Consider the following 16001-nt stretch of genomic DNA (forward strand, 5'->3'; position numbering starts at 1 on the left):
GTCACCAGTGCTTCCGGCCCAACGCTATGACCCGCTCGTAGGTAGCCCTGTTGACGGCGGCACCCTCGCGGCGCACCTCGTCGAGCACGAGCAGCCGGTCGACCCGGACCTCGCTGCGCCGTCCCTGACCATCCCAGTCGCCGGAACCGATGTCGAGCCAGATGTTGCCGTAGCGGTCCTCGCGGACTTCGCCGTCGTCGGCCCGGTCCTTGCTGGTCAGCGCGACGGCCAAATACGCCCGCCCGCGCCGGCCGAGGATGAGGACCGGGCGGTCCTTGCCCTGGCTGGCGTCCTCCTCGAACGGCACCCATGCCCAGCACACCTCACCGGCGTCCGGCTCCCCGTCGGAGTGCGGCGCATACTCGAAGCGGTCCGTTGCGGATCGGTCCGTCTGGGGGCGGTCCCCGCCGGGCTTCCGCTCGACCTGAGGCGTCGCACCGCCGTTGACGGACGTGTTCCCCTGCGAGCGCAGGTAGGCGATCAGCCACTCGAGCAGTTGCCGGATCAACTGTTTCACGGGAGCACCCTATCCAGGCTCAGCGTCGGCGCAGGAGGGCCACGAACATCACATCCGCGTCGTCGCGGTGCGGCCACCAGCGCTCCGACTCCCAGCAAAATAGGTGAGAGGACGCGCGGATAGGCGGAGCCGGTCATGGAGGTACGAGCGCAGCACACCTCCATGACCGAGCACTCGCCTATCTGCCCAATCTCTGAGGACTGCTTCTCGCACCATGTCGGAAGTTCCGAGCCACAGTGTCACCCGCGAGGCGGCTGGATCGGCCGGAGGTCCGACCGTAGCCTGGGGACGTGTCGCCAGTCCGTATTCAGCACTCCACCTTCTCCGTTCGCGAGCACCGTCTCGGCGCGCAGTACGCCGACCTCGCCGAGGCGAACGGGCTGATCCTCGGGGACTCCCTGGCGGTTCTGTCCAACATGCCAGATGGGGTGGCGCAGACGGTCGTGACGTCGCCTCCGTACTGGTCGCTACGTGACTACGGGATCGAAGGCCAGGTAGGACTCAATGAGACCGTCTACGCCTATATCGACTCCCTGGCCGACCTGTTCGACCAGGTATTCCGGGTCCTGCGCGACGATGGCACGCTGTGGCTGAACATCGGGGATTCCTACACTTCGGGGAACCGAGGCTGGCGTGCACCCGATAAGAAGAACCGCGCGCGGGCGATGAGCCTGCGACCGCCGACGCCCGAAGGGTTGAAGGACAAAGACCTCATCGGCGTGCCTTGGCGGATCGCCTTCGCCCTCCAAGAGCGGGGCTGGTACTTGCGCTCGGAGGTGATCTGGCACAAGCCCAATGCCCAGCCTGAGAGCGTTCGTGACCGGCCTACCCGTGCGCACGAGCAGGTGTTCCTCTTCTCCAAGTCGGAGCGCTACCGCTACGACGTGGACGCCGTGAAGGGGCCGAACGGTCGGCGACTCCGCAGCGTGTGGGACATCAAGACAAGGGCCAACAGGGCAGCTGCGGGCCACTTCGCCACGTTCCCCACTGGGCTAGTCGACAGGTGCATCAAGATCACCAGCACGCCGGGCGACCTTGTGCTCGACCCGTTCCTCGGCTCGGGAACGACGGCGCTATCTGCTGGGGCACTCAACCGGCGATTCTGTGGCGTGGAGCTGAACCCCGACTACCTCAACATGAGCCGTGAGCGTCTGATCGATGCTGGCTTCAAGGAGTCCACGCCTGAGCAGACAGACCACGTCCGTGCCGCGCTATAACTTCCCTCCGCCTGGCAAGCAGGTCTACGTCGCTGCGTTCCTGGCTCGGCTGCGGCAGACGGGTCTGCACGATGCCGTACGCGCTGCCGCGAGACAGATAGATGCGGCGGTACTTCGCTCAGAGATGACGACGTACACACCACCGACCGGCCTACAGGCGATCCAGGGCAGCGGCGTTCGAGACGAGGAAGTGTTCGCCGTGCCGTCGCTGTTGCGGCAGGCTCCTGGAACGCTGGCCTACTACCGGTTATTGCTCGGCGTCAGCCAGAAGCAGTTCTACACGACCAAGAGCGGCCTCAACATCTTCAAGCCGATGGAAGAGCGCCAGGAGATCACCCCAGCGGCGGACCCCGTGATGGGTGACCTCTGCACCGAAATGAACGATGCAATGAGCGTCCTCATGCGCGCGCTGCCGCAGGCGTCGCTCCGCCAGGACGTTGACCAGTTGCCGCTCCTGACGCTTGGCGCGCAGGCCGACGGGTCGTGGCGCGGCCAGATCGGCGCGACGGCAACCAAGGGCGTCTTCGAAGCGATGAAGGCTGTCGTCAAGGGCCAGGGCAAGCAGTACACCGAGACGGACGTGTCCATCACGGTCGTGAACAACTCCGGCCGAGAGGTCACGCTGGCGCTTGCCCCCGATCCAGACGTGGTCATCCGTGAGGACGTGCAGGGTTCGCTCGTCTACAAAGCCGCCATCGAGATCAAGGGCGGAGCCGACTACGCGAACATTCACAACCGCGTGGGCGAGGCGGAGAAGTCACACCAGAAGGCTCGCAACGACGGCGCTCAGGACTGCTGGACCGTCATCGACCTCAACCGCGCGGACATGACGATCCTGAAACGCGAGTCGCCTACGACGCGCGAATGGCTGGACGTGAACGACGTGCTGAACCACAGCGGACACGGGTGGCGGCGATTGACGACGCTGACCATCTCCGCGACGGGCATCTAGCGTCCCCAGCTGCCAGGCCGACTGGTGCCTGATCGGCAGCTACTGACAACCACGGCACGGGTTGAGGAGGGAAACGCTCCCCCTTCGAAGCTCGCGCTTCAGGCAACGAAGAGTCCAGGCTCAGCGGCGGCGCAGGAGGGCGACGAACATCGCGTCGGTGTCGTCGCGGTGCGGCCACCAGCGACTGATCCGCTCGAGCGTGGCGACGCCCGGCCCGACCGCTTCGACGACCTCGACGGTCTCGGCCGGTGACGGCGAGCAGGTGGCGTAGGCGACGATGCCGCCCGGCCGCACCAGATCGACGGCCCGCCGCAGGAGCGCGCGCTGCACCGGGACGAGGGCGTCGAGGTCTTCGGGACGACGACGCCACCGGGCCTCGGGGCGACGGCGCAGCGCGCCCAGGCCGGTACACGGGGCGTCGACGAGCACGCGGTCGAAGGAAGCACTCTCCCACGGACCCTCACGGCCGTCGAAGCTCACCACCTCCGCCTCGGGCAGCGCTCGCAGCGACTGACGCACCAATTCGGCCCGATGCTCCTGGATCTCGTTGGCGACCAGGTGCGCGCCCCGCTGCGCGGCGACGGCCGCGAGCAGGCCGGCCTTGCCGCCCGGTCCCGCGCACAGGTCCAGCCACCGGGCGTCGGGGCCGCCCTCCAGGGCTGCGTCGACGAGAGCCTTCACGACGAGTTGCGATCCCTCGTCCTGCACGGCGGCGAGGCCGTCGCGGACCTCGGCGATGGCTCCCGGATCACCGCCGGCATCCATCACCGCCGCCCACGGCGACAGCCGGCCGGGGGCACCGGGCAGGTCGGCCGGGTCGCACAGGCCGGGCCGGGCGACGAGTGTGACCTTCGGCGGCGCGTTGTCAGCCGCCAGCAGCTCGGGCAGCTCGGCGGCGCTGTCGACGAGCCTCAGGGCGCGGCGCAGCTCGGCCACGATCCAGGCCGGATGCGAGTGGCGGATCGCCAGCTCGGCGTCGCCGCTCACCCCTGCGGTGACGACATCCAGCCAGCCGTCGAGGTCGCGTTCGGCCATCCGGCGGCAGATCGCATTGACGAAGCCGGCGGGCCGGTGGCCGATCTCGCGCCGCACGAGGGCCACCGTGGTCGAGACCGCCGCGTGGTCCGGCACCCGCATCGCGAGGAGCTGATGGGCACCGAGTCGCAGCGCGTCGCGCACGGGCGGGTCGATCTCCCGGCCGGTCAGGTGGTCGATGATCGCGTCGTAGGTGCCCTGCCAGCGGATCGTGCCGTGCGTCAGCTCGGTGGCGAAGGCGGCATCGCGGCCGCTCAGCCGCTGCTCGCGCAGGAGGCGCGGCAGCAGCAGGTTGACATAGGCGTCGTCGTCGCGAACCGCTCTCAGGACCGCGAAGGCCGCCCGGCGAGGCGCATCGCTCATGCGAAGTGCTCCGGCGGATCGCTCAGGCCCCGGCCCCAGTCCGCCGCCGCCATCGGTTTGCGCCCGTGCGGCCGGACGATCCCGAGGAGCACGTCGTGGGTCGCGGTACCGACGCGGACCTCCTTCTTGCCGAAGGACACGTGCCCGGCCGGGAGGGTGTCCTCGTCGGTGAGGGTGACCGGTTCGATCTTGACCCGCAGGTCGCCGAGTTCGGTCCAGGCGCCGGGGGCCGGCGTGCAGCCACGGATGTGCCGGTCGACGGCGAAGGCGGGCCGGTTCCAGGCGATCCGGGCGTCGTCGGTGGTCAGTTTGGCCGCGTGGGTGGCGAGTTCGTCGTCTTGGTACTGCACGCCGATGTCGCCGTCCTCGATGTGGTCCAGCGCGTCGACGAGCAGGCTCGCTCCCTCGTCGGCGAGCCGGGCCAGGAGCGTTCCCGCAGTGTCGTCGGGGCGGATGCGCTCGGTGATGACACCGAGCACCGGACCGGTGTCGAGGCCGTCGGTCAGGCTGAAGACGCTGGCTCCGGTGACCTCGTCGCCGGCCATGATCGAGCGTTGCACGGGCGCGGCACCGCGCCAGGCGGGCAGGCAGGAGAAGTGCAGATTGACCCAGCCGAAGCGCGGGATGTCCAGCGCCTCACGGCGGATCAGCGCGCCGTAGGCCACGATGGGGCAGCAGTCCGGCGCGAGGTCGCGCAACCGGTCCAGGAACTCCGCATCGGACGGCGAGGCCGGCTTGAGCACCTCGATGCCGTGCTCGGCGGCGACCTGGGCCACGGGCGAGGCGACGAGGCTGCGGCCCCTCCCGGCCCGTGCATCGGGCCGGGTAACGACGGCCAGCACCTCATGGCGGCTGGCCAGTAGCGACCGCAGCGACGGTACGGCGGTCTCGGGGGTCCCGGCGAAGACGACTCTCATCCTGGCGAGTCTAGGGTGACTCGCCGCCGAGGGGAGACCCAGTCCGGGTGGACGCGAGGCGGTGGTCGCCGCCGACGAGCCGGGCCGCGCAGCAGGCGCTCAGCGCCTCAGAATGACGGCGGGTCAACGCGGACGCGCAGCGGAACGAGCCTGGCGGCGGAGCGCTCGCCTTGGGCGACTTTGAGCAGCCGCGCCAACGTGAGGCCCTCGGCGCGAGGGCACCGCAGGACCAGTCGTTCGGTATCGGCATCGAGCGGCACGGGTCCCAGAACCTCGGTGGCGGGTGTCCACGGGCGAGTGGCCCACACCGCGAGGTCGGCCGGAGCACCGTCGACCGTCACGAGTCGCCCGACCGGGGGCATCTTGGTCTCGGACCTCTCCGCCAGCTGGGTTCGAGCGGCACCCGCAGGATCGGCGCGCACGAGCCACTGCAGTAGCCCCGCCTCGCCGACCGCTACGACCGACCGGCCCGAGGCGATGGCATTGAACCACCGACGGTGCGCCTCTTCGATCACTCGGAGGTCGTCGCGCGCCAGCATGAGTCCGGTGTCGAGCAGGACGACCAGCGCGTAGCCGCCTGACACGCGCGGTTCGCCGCCTGGGGTGGCGAGGACGAGCGCGCGGTCCCCGTCGACGAGGTCGCGCACGTGGTCGCCACCGGAGGTGATGACCTCACGGTCGGGGAAGGCGCGGGCAAACTCCTCGGCGGTGCGGACGTGCCCGATCACACCCGAGCGAAGACGCGCGTCCCCGCACTCGGGGCACACCCAACGCGGCACGCCCTCGCCGCACAGCCGGCAGATCAGCGGTCCGGACGACGCGCCCTGCGCGAGCGGTCCCTCGCAGGCTCGGCAGCGTGCCTTCGCACGGCAGCCCTGACACGACAGCGACGGCCGGTAGCCGCGGCGCGGCACCTGCACCAGCACCGGCCCATCGGCTTTTCTGATGGCGTTGACGACAGTGCGCGGCAGCCGGATCGGCGTCCCGAGGTCGGCTGCGGGATCGACCACCGCGACGCGCGGCCATGCCTCGCGCCGGGTGAGGGTGTCCGGCTCCAGCGGACGGGCCCAGCCGGAGGCGAGCAGCGCCTGTGCTTCTGCGGTGCGTGCGTAGCCGCCGAGCAACAGGGCGGTCTGTTCGAGGTGGGCGCGGGTCAGCAGCACCTCGCGGGCGTGCGGATAGGGCGCGTGCGGGTCGGCGTAGAGGTCGTCGCCGTCGTCCCAGATTGCGACGAGGCCGAGGTCGCGGACGGGCGCGAAGGCCGCCGAGCGGGTGCCGAGCACCACCTGGACCTGGCCGCGCGATAGCGCAAGGAAAGAGCGGTAGCGGGCGGAGGGCTTCTGCTGGCCGGTCAGCGTCACGTGCCGCCCCTCCCCCAGCACCTCGGTGAACGTCTGGTCCCAGTGCGCGACATCGCGCACATCCGGCACGCAGACAACCGCGCCGCGCCCGGCCCTCAGGCCGGCGAGCACCGCCTGCGCCACGGCACGAGCGGGGTCGTGTGGGGGCAGCGCCGACCACACCGCGCGCGCCGGTCTGCCGTCGGCCAGCGCCGCGAGGAACCCGGGGGCGTCGGGATGGTCGGTCCACGCGCTCGCGATGGTGTCCCTTCGAGGCTCGCAAGCTCTCACCTCAGGGACCGAAAACTCCTTCTCTCCCTGAGGTGCGAGCGCGCCGCGCGCCCGAGCCGCGACAGGCGCGCTCTCCACCCGCGCTTGTCGCGGCGGGACAGCCAGCCGCAAGATGTCGCTCAGCGTCCCGGCGTAGCGGTCGGCAACGGCCCGCGCCAGCGCGAACACCTGCGGACTCAGCACCGGCTCGGCCGACACCGCCTTCGCGACGGGCGCGAGCTGGCCCTCGTGGTCCGACGCCGCGACGCGCGCGACGCAGAATCCCGCGACGAGCCTCCCGGCGAAGCGCACCTTCACCCGGGAACCGGGCACGACCTGGTCGTCCAGGTCGGCAGGGACGGCGTAGTCGAAGAGGCGGTCGAGGTGAGACAACGGCGTATCGACCACGACCCGCGCCACCGGAAACTCCACCTCGACGTCCACCCGCGCTTTCTATCAGGAAGGTCCGACCTTGCTTCCATCATCAACGACAGGCTGCGGGACAGACGTCAAGCCGCACCCCGACGCCGGAACATCCATCCCCACGGCAAGCCATGTTTCTCGCTTCCTCACACGGGATTACCCGTGAGTCAACGGCCTGAGCGGCGGGGGTGGTCGAAGAGACCCAACTCCTCGGCGCGTCGCACGGCGTCGGCCTGGCCGGTGACCTCCAATTTCCTCGTGATCGCGCGCACGTGGGTGCGCACCGTATTCACGCTGAGGTACATCTCGTCCGCGATGGCCCGTGTGTTCTTACCCTGCCTCAGGCCGTCGAGCACCAGGCGCTCTTTCTCAGTCAGCCGCACCTGCGGCATCGGGCCGGAGATCAGCTGCCCCGATGACGCCATGCCCACACGCTGAACGGTGGCACCGAGACGCGCGAAACGTTCGTCCAGCGCCGCGAGAGCGGCGATGTCCTCGGCGGGTACGAGTCCCAGCATGTTGCCGAGTGCATGGTCGGAGTAGGCCTCCGCCTGGCGCAACGTGGAGGCACTGGCCGCCGTCTGACCGCGTCGGCTCAGGACGCACGCCCGCAGGATGATCGCCGCCGCCGCGACTCGCTCGCCCCACCCATCGTCCAGCCGGTCGATCACCGTGACCGACTCCTCGTAACGCCCGGTCACCAGGCAGATGACTGCATCGAGCACCGATGCCGAAGGTTCGCAAATGTCACCCCGTCTCGCGATTTCGACCGCTCCGGCAAGATTGCCTCGCGACAACATTTCGAAGGCACCCATCGCGGCCCGCACCACCGTCGGCACCGACCCGCCCAGATCGCCCCCCCCCGACCGTGCCGCGTCTGGGTTCAGGATCTGGCTCGAGTTCGAAGAACTGGCCGTCCAACTCAGCGAGAGCCTTCAGGTCCGCGACCGCATCCGCCGGAGGATAGACCAGCCAGCGATAGCCGGCCAACGGGTCGGCTATCGGCATCTCGATCAGACTCCCCGGATGCCGGATACGGTCGATCACCTCCTGGGCCTGACTCCTGCGACGGCTCAGGAACGGGTCGGAGTACACCGAGGAGAGCGGCTGGCCACCCCAGGGGAGACTGCCGCACGCCAGCAGGGTGAGACCGGCGATCAGCTGCGGGTCTCCACCGACCCGTGCTTGGTCGTCGAACACGCTCTGCGCGAGTACTCGGGCCTCCTTGAGCCTGCCTTGCCGCGTCAACACTGCCGATAGCACGGCACGGGCCATCGCAGCGTCGGCGGGCCGCTTCTGCGACCTCACCCGCAGATGTCCCTCGATCTCGGCGAGCGCCCAGAGGGGGACATTCTCGTTGAGCAGGACGCGCACCGTCCCCAACCACAGATACCCGTTCTCTTCCCTCGGACGGAAGGCAGCCGTCGGAAGTTCGCCGATCTCACGAGCGATCTCCGGCGGCATGGTCTCGAATACGCTCAGGAAGCGTTCTCCCAACAAGCGGTCGGCTCGTGCGAAGTCGCGCGCCAGAATGTGCTGGCCGAACTCCCCGCCGTGATCGCCCATTTCACCGAGTCGGCGCGCGAGGCCGGCGCGGGTCCCCGACACCACCTGCGACCACTCGCACGCGGCCCGCCAGTAGCCGGGCTTCCACACGTGCTCTCCCATGCGCGAGGCATACGGGCGACGAAGGTGGACAGAGGACATGAGGGAGACGACCGTGTTCCAGGGCAAATCCGGGAAGAGCACCGAGATGTGGCCGTCGGTGAAGCGCGGCATCAGAGAAAGGGTTCGGAACACCAGCGGCAGTCCCGACCGCAGCACTGCCACGGGATACGTCACGACGATGTGGTCGTGGACGGCTTGCGCCGCCTGTCGCGCCGCCTCGGTCCACGCCCCGTCCCGCGAGCGGCTGATCGCGAGCGCCACGCCGAGCGGTGCGCCGCCGGTGTCTTCGTGGATCTGATCGATCTGGTTTTCGTCGAGCGAGGTCGCGTCACGGTGGGCGTCGCCCCGCGCCGCCGCACGAGTCTCCTCGGCCGTGAAGCGCAGAGTGCCGTTGAACAACTGGAGGACGTCCTGCGTCGGAGCGACGCCCACCGAGGGAAGCTCCAGGGGACTGAACGTCGTCACGATGAACCGCACGCCGCGCAGCGTGTCGAGGACCGCTGCCATCATCGCGCAGAACGCATGAACGTCAGCAAGGTCTAGATCGTCGATGACCACGGTGAAAGCACCCGCGCCGGACTCGACGGCCCGCTCGCTCAACCACTGTCGCGCCTGAACGGTGCCGTTCGCCGTGTGGAGGCCGAGCAGTCGTGCGAAGTCCGTGGCCTGGCTCGGCGTCCACACCGCGACGTACGGAACGCCTGTCTCGTCGAGTTCCTCAACGATCTGTCTCAGCAGCGTCGTCCGTCCCATCCCAGGAGATCCGCTGATGCCGACCCAGCGCGCGCCGGAGTAGAGGGCCTGGTGCACGAGGAGGTGACGGTGCACCTCCGGCGGCAGCGAGTTGCCGAACAGATGGTTCCAGTTCCCGGTGCCCGGACATTCGTACACGCTCATCAACCCCGCTGATTCGCCTCGGCATGACCATCACGACGTCGCTCACCGGTTAGCGACACTGCCTCCTGGGCGTCGGTCCGACCTCCCTGACCGGCGACCGCCTCCAGTCTGCAACCCGCACGGGCCTCACCTCCACGGACACCGAGCGATCACGTGGGTGAGATCAGTGGATGAGATTTCGCCTACCGGGCCTGAACAGGCAAAACGCGGATTGAAACGGTGGTTGAGTGTCACCGCAATGCCCTATGGGATACCCCGACAGCACGGCGCCTCCCGCCATGTGGTATCGGTCACACCGGTACCTGCCGACACGAAGGAAAACATCGTGACCTCACCCCGTCGACAGCCCCGTGAAAGCCGACGTCGGTTCGCCCGCGTCGCCACCTCCGCGCTCCTCATCACCGGAGTCGGCTCTCTGCCCCTCCTCGGAACCTCCCCGGCGAACGCCGAGACCGCTCCGACCACCGAGCAGGCGGCGACCGCCGCTCTGACGTGGATCGATGGCACTCAGAGCTTCTTCGCCTACACCGCCGCCGGCGAGACGCTCGATGTCAACTTCACCCCGGTCAACATCAAAATCGCCAACCTGAACTACGAGGGTCCGCAGGCACGCGCCAACCTCGTCAACAGCGTTCAGGTCACGGTGACCGCGCCCGACAATACGAGCGTGACCTGTACCCTCGACGACGGCACGGCGGTCTCGGTCTCCAACGCTGATCCGACCCCTGTCGCCGACCAAGAGGTGTGCGACTGGGACGATCTGCCGTCGGCCACCGCCGGCGTCTGGAAGGTCGACCTTGTTCGCGGCACGGAGCAGGCCGTCGTGAACACCCCCCTGACCTGGACCATCAGCGCGCAGAGCGATGGTGCCGATCAGCCCGGCCGTGTCTGGTCCGAGGACTACCAGATGACCCAGTACGGCCGTGCTGCGGGAGTACTGGCAGGCGTCCCGGCGGGTGTCGACTTCTCCCTGTGGTACCTCGGTGAGAACGGCTACCGCTACCAGGCCGACTACGGCAACTACAACGGCTACTCCAGCGAGTTCGCCGCCGACGCTTTCGGCGTGGTGCAGGGCGACACCTGCGAGTCGGCCTACCGCAGCGTGTCGACCATGTACATCAACGACGATGGCTCCGTCGACGGTGGAGCCGACGCTGAGGCCGACGGAGATGCCTCCTTCGACCTCAGCGCGGGGAACTGTGGTCCGCTCTACCACATTTTCTTCGAGTCCCCGGCAACCGATATGCCAGCCAGCGCTCAGCTCGGCGACGGCTCCACGGTCTTCGTGAATCCGGCCGTGACGACCCCCGTAGTCGACTCGCTGGTCTACGACGGAGCGACCGAGGATTTCTACATCGGCGACTTCAACGGCCTCGTCAGCAACTTCACCGGCAATGCCGAGCTGCACCTCGACATCGAGGACGACGGAACCGTCGACCGCACCTTGCCGGTGGCCGTGGGGTCGGACGGCTCCTTCAGCGTCACCTGGGACGGCGAGGACGCCGACGGCGAGCCGGTGCCGGTCACCACCCGCGTGAAGGTCTCGCTGAATGTGGACAAGGTCGGCGAGATCCACTTCATCCGCGTCGACGCCGAGCGCAGCGGCTCGCTGGCGATCACGCGACTCAACGGATCGAACCCCGGCCAGGTCGCCCTGAACTGGGATGACAGCAGCCTCGCGGCCGGAGAGCGCCTCTGCACCACCGATCCGCTGACCAGCCCCGAAGGCGGCGTCGACAGTTCCGGCGGTGTGCACGGCTGGGCCTGCGACGGCTACAGCATCAGTCAATTGAACTTCAACAACGGCACCAACGGCGGTTGGGGTGACGCACGGGTGATCGACGACTGGACCTACGAGGCCAGCCTGGCGGAGCCGTTCGTGTTCGTCTTGGGTCCCGACGACACCGCGTCGGCCACGGACGGCACCGACTCGGACGACTCGGCCGGTTCGACCAGTTCAGCCAGCTCGGCCAGCGACCTCCCCGGCACGGGTTCAGCGGCGTCCCTCATCGCACTCTTCACGGCGGTGATGACTGCCGCAACTGGTCTCCTCTTCTGGCGACGAGGCCGTCAGTCCGTCTGAGGACCCAGCGACACGTGGCCCCCACCCTCAGATGAGGGTGGGGGCCACGTGTCGCTGTCGCTGGGGAGCCTCAGAGGCCGGCGGCGGCCTTGAGCGCCTCGGCGCGGTCGGTGTTCTCCCAGGGGAGGCCCGTGCGGCCGAAGTGGCCGTAGGCGGCGGTCTGAGCGTAGATCGGGCGCAGCAGGTCGAGGTCGCGGACGATGGCGCCGGGACGCAGGTCGAAGACCTCCAGTACGGCCTTACGGATCACCTCGACCGGCACCGTCTCGGTGCCGTAGGTGTCGACGTAGAAGCCGACCGGGCGCGAGACGCCGATGGCGTACGCGACCTGCACCTCGGCCTTGGTGGCCAGGCCGGCGGCGACGATGTTCTTGGCGACCCAGCGCATCGCGTAGGCGGCCGACCGGTCGACCTTGCTCGGGTCCTTGCCCGAGAACGCGCCGCCGCCGTGGCGGGCGTAGCCGCCGTAGGTGTCGACGATGATCTTGCGACCCGTCAGGCCCACGTCACCCATCGGACCGCCGATGACGAAGCGGCCGGTCGGATTGATGTGGACGCGGTAGTCCGAGGAGTCGATGTCGTACTGGCCGAGCACCGCGTCGATGACGTGCTTCTTGATGTCGCCCGGCAACTGGTGCTCCAGATCGACGCCGTCCTCGTGCTGGGTGGAGACCACGACGGCCTCGACGCGCACGGGCTTGTCGTCATCGTCGTACTCGATGGTGACCTGGGTCTTGCCGTCCGGGCGCAGGTACGGCAGCGTGCCGTTCTTGCGGACCTCGGTCAGCTGCTCGGCCAAACGGTGCGCGATGGTGATCGGCAGCGGCATCAGTTCGGGCGTCTCGTCGCACGCGAAGCCGAACATGAGGCCCTGGTCACCGGCACCCTGGAGGTCCAGCGGGTCAGTAGCCCCGCCGACGCGGGCCTCCTCGGCGGTGTCGACGCCCTGCGCAATGTCGGGCGACTGCGCGTCGAGCGTCACCTGCACAGCGCAGGTCTCGCCGTCGAACCCCTTGACCGAGTTGTCGTAACCGATCTCGATGACCCGATCTCGGACGATGCGCGCGATGTCGGCGTACGCCTCGGTGGTGACCTCGCCGCCGACCAAGACCAGGCCGGTCGTCACGAAGGTCTCGGCAGCCACCCGACTCGCGGGATCCTGCGCAAGCAATGCGTCGAGAATACTGTCGCTGATCTGGTCGGCGATCTTGTCCGGATGTCCCTCGGTCACGGACTCCGAGGTGAAAAGTCGGCCCACTGATGCTCCTCAAGACGGTCGATGGCGGCACCGCCGCCGGCGCAGCAACCGAGGAGAGTCTAGAACGCCCGTCTCGTCAGATGGCCTCTCGTCCCAGCAGTCGGACGACCTGGGACCAGATTTCGTGCGCCAGCGCACCCTTGCTGCCGAGCGGCACGTCGTGCAATGCGCCGTCGGTCGACAAGATGACCGCCTCGTTCTCGGCACGTCCGAACACCTTGCCTTCGCTGACATCGTTGACGACCAGTAAGTCGCAGCCCTTGCGCGCGAACTTAGCGCGGGCGTGGTCGAGGACGCTGCCCCGCTCGTCGCCCGTCTCGGCCGCGAAACCCACGATGACCGGTGCCCGGCCCTCGGCGCGCGCCGCTACCAGTTCGACGAGGACGTCGGGATTCTCGACGAGTTCAATGACCGGCGCATGCCCGTCGGCGCGCTTCTTGATCTTGACGTCAGCGCATCGAACAGGCCGGAAGTCCGCAGGAGCTGCGGCCATCACCACCGCGTCGGCCTCGGCGGCATGAGCGAGGCTGGCCTGCCGCAGTTCCTCGGTAGTGACCACCTCAACCACCTCGACGCCGGCGGGCACGGCGGGCACCGAGAGGTTGGCACCAATCAGCGTCACCGAAGCGCCGCGTGCGAGGGCGGCCTCGGCGAGCGCCACGCCCTGCAGTCCCGAAGACCGATTGCCCAGGAAGCGCACCGGATCGAGGAACTCCCGCGTGCCGCCGGCGGTGACGACCACCCGGCGACCGGCGAGGTCGTGAGCGTGACCGGCCAGGAGCGCCAATGCGGCGGCATGAATCTGCTCGGGTTCGGGCAGCCGCCCCGGACCTGAATCGGCACCGGTCAGCCGGCCGACAGCCGGGTCGAGAACGGTGACACCGCGCCCACGCAAGGTGGCGACATTGGCCTGCGTGGCGGCGTGCTCCCACATCTCGGTGTGCATTGCCGGAGCCATGAGCACCGGGCAGCGGGCCGTCAGCAGCGCGTTGGTCAGCAGGTCGTCTGCCAGGCCCGCTGCGGCCTTCGCCAGCGTGTTGGCCGTTGCCGGGGCCACGACGACGAGGTCGGCGTTCTGCCCTAAGCGCACATGAGGAACCTCGTGGATCGTCTCGAATACGCCGGTCTGCACCGGGCGGCCCGACAGCGCCTCCCAGGTGGCACGGCCGACGAACTCCAGCGCGGCGTCGGTCGGCACCACGGTCACGCCGTGGCCTGCCTCGGTGAAGAGCCGCACCAACTGAGCAGCCTTGTAAGCCGCGACTCCCCCGCTGACGCCGAGGACGATCTCACCCATGGCGAGCCGGGACCGGTTCAGGCCTGCTCGTCGGCGGCGGCCGGGGCCTGGTCGACCACCGGCGCGGTCGGATCGACGTCCTCGACGGTCAGCAGGTCCGCGTTGATCTCGCGCATGGCGATGGACAGGGGCTTCTCCTGCACGTGGGTCTCCACGAGTGGGCCGACGTACTCCAGCAGGCCCTCGCCCAACTGCGCGTAGTAGGCGTTGATCTGCCGGGCGCGCTTGGCGCTGTAGAGGACCAGCTTGTACTTCGAGTCGGTCTTCTCGAGCAGGTCGTCGATGGGCGGGTTGGTGATGCCGTGGGCGACGGAGCGCGTGGTGGACACAGAACCTCCACAAGGGGGTCGGAGAAAGGCTGAGGGCTGACCGGTCAGCTCACCGGAGGAGCCGAACGGATCAACTCTACCAACTCCCGGCACGCGGCCTCGACATCGGTGTTGACGATGGTGGCGTCGAACTCCGGCTCGGCGGCCAGTTCCTCGCGCGCCGTCGCGAGCCGTCGCTCACGTTCGGCCTCGGTCTCGGTGCCCCGGCCGATGAGGCGTCGCTGCAGTTCCTCGAACGAGGGCGGGGCCAGGAAGCACAAGAAGGCCTCCGGCATGGCCGCGCGCACCTGACGGGCACCCTGCAGGTCGATCTCCAGCAGCGCGGGCCGTCCGGTGCGCAACTGCGTCTCCACGGCCGCGCGCGGCGTGCCGTAGCGGGCCGCGCCGTGGACCACGGCCCACTCCAGCAGTCCCCCGGTCTCGACCAAGCGGTCGAACTCGGCGTCGCTGACGAAGTGGTAGTGCTCTCCGTCGACCTCACCCGGCCGCGGCGCGCGAGTGGTGGCCGATACCGACACCCAGATGTCGGGGTGATGGCGCTTGAGGCACGCGGTGACCGTGCCTTTACCAACGGCGGTGGGGCCGGCGAGGACGACCAGGCGCGACGTCCCCGCAAGCGGATCGCCTGGGTCAGTCACGGTATCCGAACTCGCGCAGCAACGCCTGGATCTGGTTGGCACCCAAACCGCGCAGCCTGCGGCTGTGGGCGATATGGAGCCGCTCCATGATCTCGGCGGCTTTGACCTTGCCGACACCCGGCATCGACTGCAGTAGGTCGACGACGCGCAACTTGGCGACTACCTCGTTGGCCCGCGACTCGGCGATGACGTCGGCCAGTGAGGCTCCAGACGTCTTGAGCCGGTGCTTGATCTCGGCACGCAGCTGACGTGCCGCAGCAGCCTTTTCCAGGGCAGCCTGTCGCTGCTCGGCTGTGAGCTTCGGAAGCGCCACAATTTCTCCTTCACGTGCGGTGGAGTGATCCTACTGACTGCCTTGCTCAGCGGGCGTCTTGAGGGTGACGTCGCATGCGCCCTCGATGTCCTCGGCGATGAGCCGGCGCTGATCGGCGGTACCGGCGAACGCCTGATAGGCCGCCTCCAGCGCCTCGGTATCGGCTTCTGACAGGTCAACGACCTGATCGTGGGTCAACTCCTCGACCGGGACGCCGGCGACGGACTCGGCGGCCAGGAGGGCATCAATCGAGTCGGCGACAGCGGTGTACGCCTCACCGATGTCGGCCGGGGCGACCTTCTCGATGGCATGCAGTGCCGAGGCAGCAGCTGTCAGCGAGTCGGTCGTGACGGTCACGTCGTCGAGCGCGGCGCGGTGTCGTTCGACGACGTCGCAGTAGCCCTGGCCCGAGCCGCCGCAGCCGGCCAGGAGTGCCGTGGTCACGAGGAGCGCCGCTCCCCCGGGCGCGAGACGACCGATCACG

15 protein-coding genes are annotated in these 16001 nt (G+C 68.8%); 3 read left to right on the forward strand and 12 right to left on the reverse strand.

Features of this window, described 5'->3' with window-relative positions:
- Position 1: 1 nt before the first annotated feature.
- Positions 2-517 carry a type II toxin-antitoxin system PemK/MazF family toxin gene (locus QM597_RS09715; protein WP_415004685.1) on the reverse strand — a complete coding sequence of 172 codons (516 nt, stop codon included), beginning with the start codon at positions 515-517 and terminating at the stop codon, positions 2-4.
- Positions 518-807: 290 nt separating this feature from the next.
- Here QM597_RS09715 and QM597_RS09720 point away from each other — a divergent pair, with 290 nt between their 5' ends.
- Both QM597_RS09720 and QM597_RS09725 read left to right on the forward strand, forming a co-directional pair.
- Entirely contained in the window at positions 808-1734 is a 927-nt protein-coding gene (locus QM597_RS09720) for a DNA-methyltransferase (protein WP_415004686.1), read from the forward strand.
- On the forward strand, positions 1721-2686 hold the full coding sequence (locus tag QM597_RS09725; protein WP_415004687.1) for an XcyI family restriction endonuclease: 966 nt from the start codon (positions 1721-1723) through the stop codon (positions 2684-2686). The genes QM597_RS09720 and QM597_RS09725 overlap by 14 nt, the downstream gene beginning before the upstream one ends.
- A gap of 120 nt (positions 2687-2806) precedes the next feature.
- On the opposite strand, the gene QM597_RS09730 is transcribed toward QM597_RS09725, so the two are convergent.
- From QM597_RS09730 to QM597_RS09750, 5 genes are all read right to left on the reverse strand, one after another.
- Positions 2807-4084, reverse strand: a complete 1278-nt coding sequence (locus QM597_RS09730; RefSeq protein ID WP_415004688.1) for an RsmB/NOP family class I SAM-dependent RNA methyltransferase — start codon at positions 4082-4084, stop codon at positions 2807-2809.
- Entirely contained in the window at positions 4081-5001 is a 921-nt protein-coding gene (gene fmt, locus QM597_RS09735) for a methionyl-tRNA formyltransferase (RefSeq protein ID WP_415004689.1), read from the reverse strand. Before fmt ends, QM597_RS09730 begins: the two co-directional genes overlap by 4 nt.
- A 107-nt stretch (positions 5002-5108) precedes the next feature.
- Positions 5109-7055: a primosome assembly protein PriA gene (locus tag QM597_RS09740; RefSeq protein ID WP_415004690.1), complete on the reverse strand. Its 1947-nt coding sequence runs from the start codon at positions 7053-7055 to the stop codon at positions 5109-5111.
- A 146-nt stretch (positions 7056-7201) separates the two neighbouring features.
- The gene (locus QM597_RS09745; RefSeq protein WP_415004691.1) at positions 7202-7759 is read right to left on the reverse strand and encodes a response regulator transcription factor; all 558 of its coding nucleotides are present in this window, start codon (positions 7757-7759) and stop codon (positions 7202-7204) included.
- Positions 7760-7781: 22 nt separating this feature from the next.
- The gene (locus QM597_RS09750; protein WP_415004692.1) at positions 7782-9599 is read right to left on the reverse strand and encodes a hypothetical protein; all 1818 of its coding nucleotides are present in this window, start codon (positions 9597-9599) and stop codon (positions 7782-7784) included.
- A gap of 325 nt (positions 9600-9924) precedes the next feature.
- Here QM597_RS09750 and QM597_RS09755 point away from each other — a divergent pair, with 325 nt between their 5' ends.
- Positions 9925-11682: a hypothetical protein gene (locus QM597_RS09755; protein WP_415004693.1), complete on the forward strand. Its 1758-nt coding sequence runs from the start codon at positions 9925-9927 to the stop codon at positions 11680-11682.
- A gap of 70 nt (positions 11683-11752) precedes the next feature.
- Here the strand turns inward: QM597_RS09755 and metK are convergent, their stop codons facing one another.
- The 6 genes from metK to QM597_RS09785 form a co-directional block, all read right to left on the reverse strand.
- A complete protein-coding gene (gene metK, locus QM597_RS09760; protein WP_415004694.1) occupies positions 11753-12940 on the reverse strand; it encodes a methionine adenosyltransferase in 1188 nt (395 codons plus the stop codon).
- Positions 12941-13016: 76 nt separating this feature from the next.
- On the reverse strand, positions 13017-14237 hold the full coding sequence (gene coaBC / locus QM597_RS09765; RefSeq protein WP_415004695.1) for a bifunctional phosphopantothenoylcysteine decarboxylase/phosphopantothenate--cysteine ligase CoaBC: 1221 nt from the start codon (positions 14235-14237) through the stop codon (positions 13017-13019).
- 17 nt (positions 14238-14254) lie between these two features.
- A complete protein-coding gene (gene rpoZ / locus QM597_RS09770; RefSeq protein ID WP_415004696.1) occupies positions 14255-14566 on the reverse strand; it encodes a DNA-directed RNA polymerase subunit omega in 312 nt (103 codons plus the stop codon).
- 44 nt (positions 14567-14610) lie between these two features.
- The gene (gene gmk / locus QM597_RS09775; protein WP_415004697.1) at positions 14611-15204 is read right to left on the reverse strand and encodes a guanylate kinase; all 594 of its coding nucleotides are present in this window, start codon (positions 15202-15204) and stop codon (positions 14611-14613) included.
- Positions 15197-15517 carry an integration host factor, actinobacterial type gene (mihF, locus tag QM597_RS09780; RefSeq protein ID WP_415004698.1) on the reverse strand — a complete coding sequence of 107 codons (321 nt, stop codon included), beginning with the start codon at positions 15515-15517 and terminating at the stop codon, positions 15197-15199. The genes gmk and mihF overlap by 8 nt, the downstream gene beginning before the upstream one ends.
- Before the next feature lie 30 nt (positions 15518-15547).
- A complete protein-coding gene (locus QM597_RS09785; protein WP_415004699.1) occupies positions 15548-16000 on the reverse strand; it encodes a hypothetical protein in 453 nt (150 codons plus the stop codon).
- Between the last annotated feature and the right edge of the window lies 1 nt (position 16001).

The sequence above is a fragment of the Aeromicrobium sp. genome (assembly GCF_047607065.1).
GTDB lineage: Bacteria > Actinomycetota > Actinomycetes > Propionibacteriales > Nocardioidaceae > Aeromicrobium.

Coding starts and splice junctions, on each gene's coding strand:
- QM597_RS09730 (WP_415004688.1), bottom strand. CDS start 4,084: ATGAGCGATGCGCCTCGCCGGGCGGCCTTCGCGGTCCTGAGAGCGGTT.
- fmt (WP_415004689.1), bottom strand. CDS start 5,001: ATGAGAGTCGTCTTCGCCGGGACCCCCGAGACCGCCGTACCGTCGCTG.
- QM597_RS09750 (WP_415004692.1), bottom strand. CDS start 9,599: ATGAGCGTGTACGAATGTCCGGGCACCGGGAACTGGAACCATCTGTTC.
- coaBC (WP_415004695.1), bottom strand. CDS start 14,237: ATGGGTGAGATCGTCCTCGGCGTCAGCGGGGGAGTCGCGGCTTACAAG.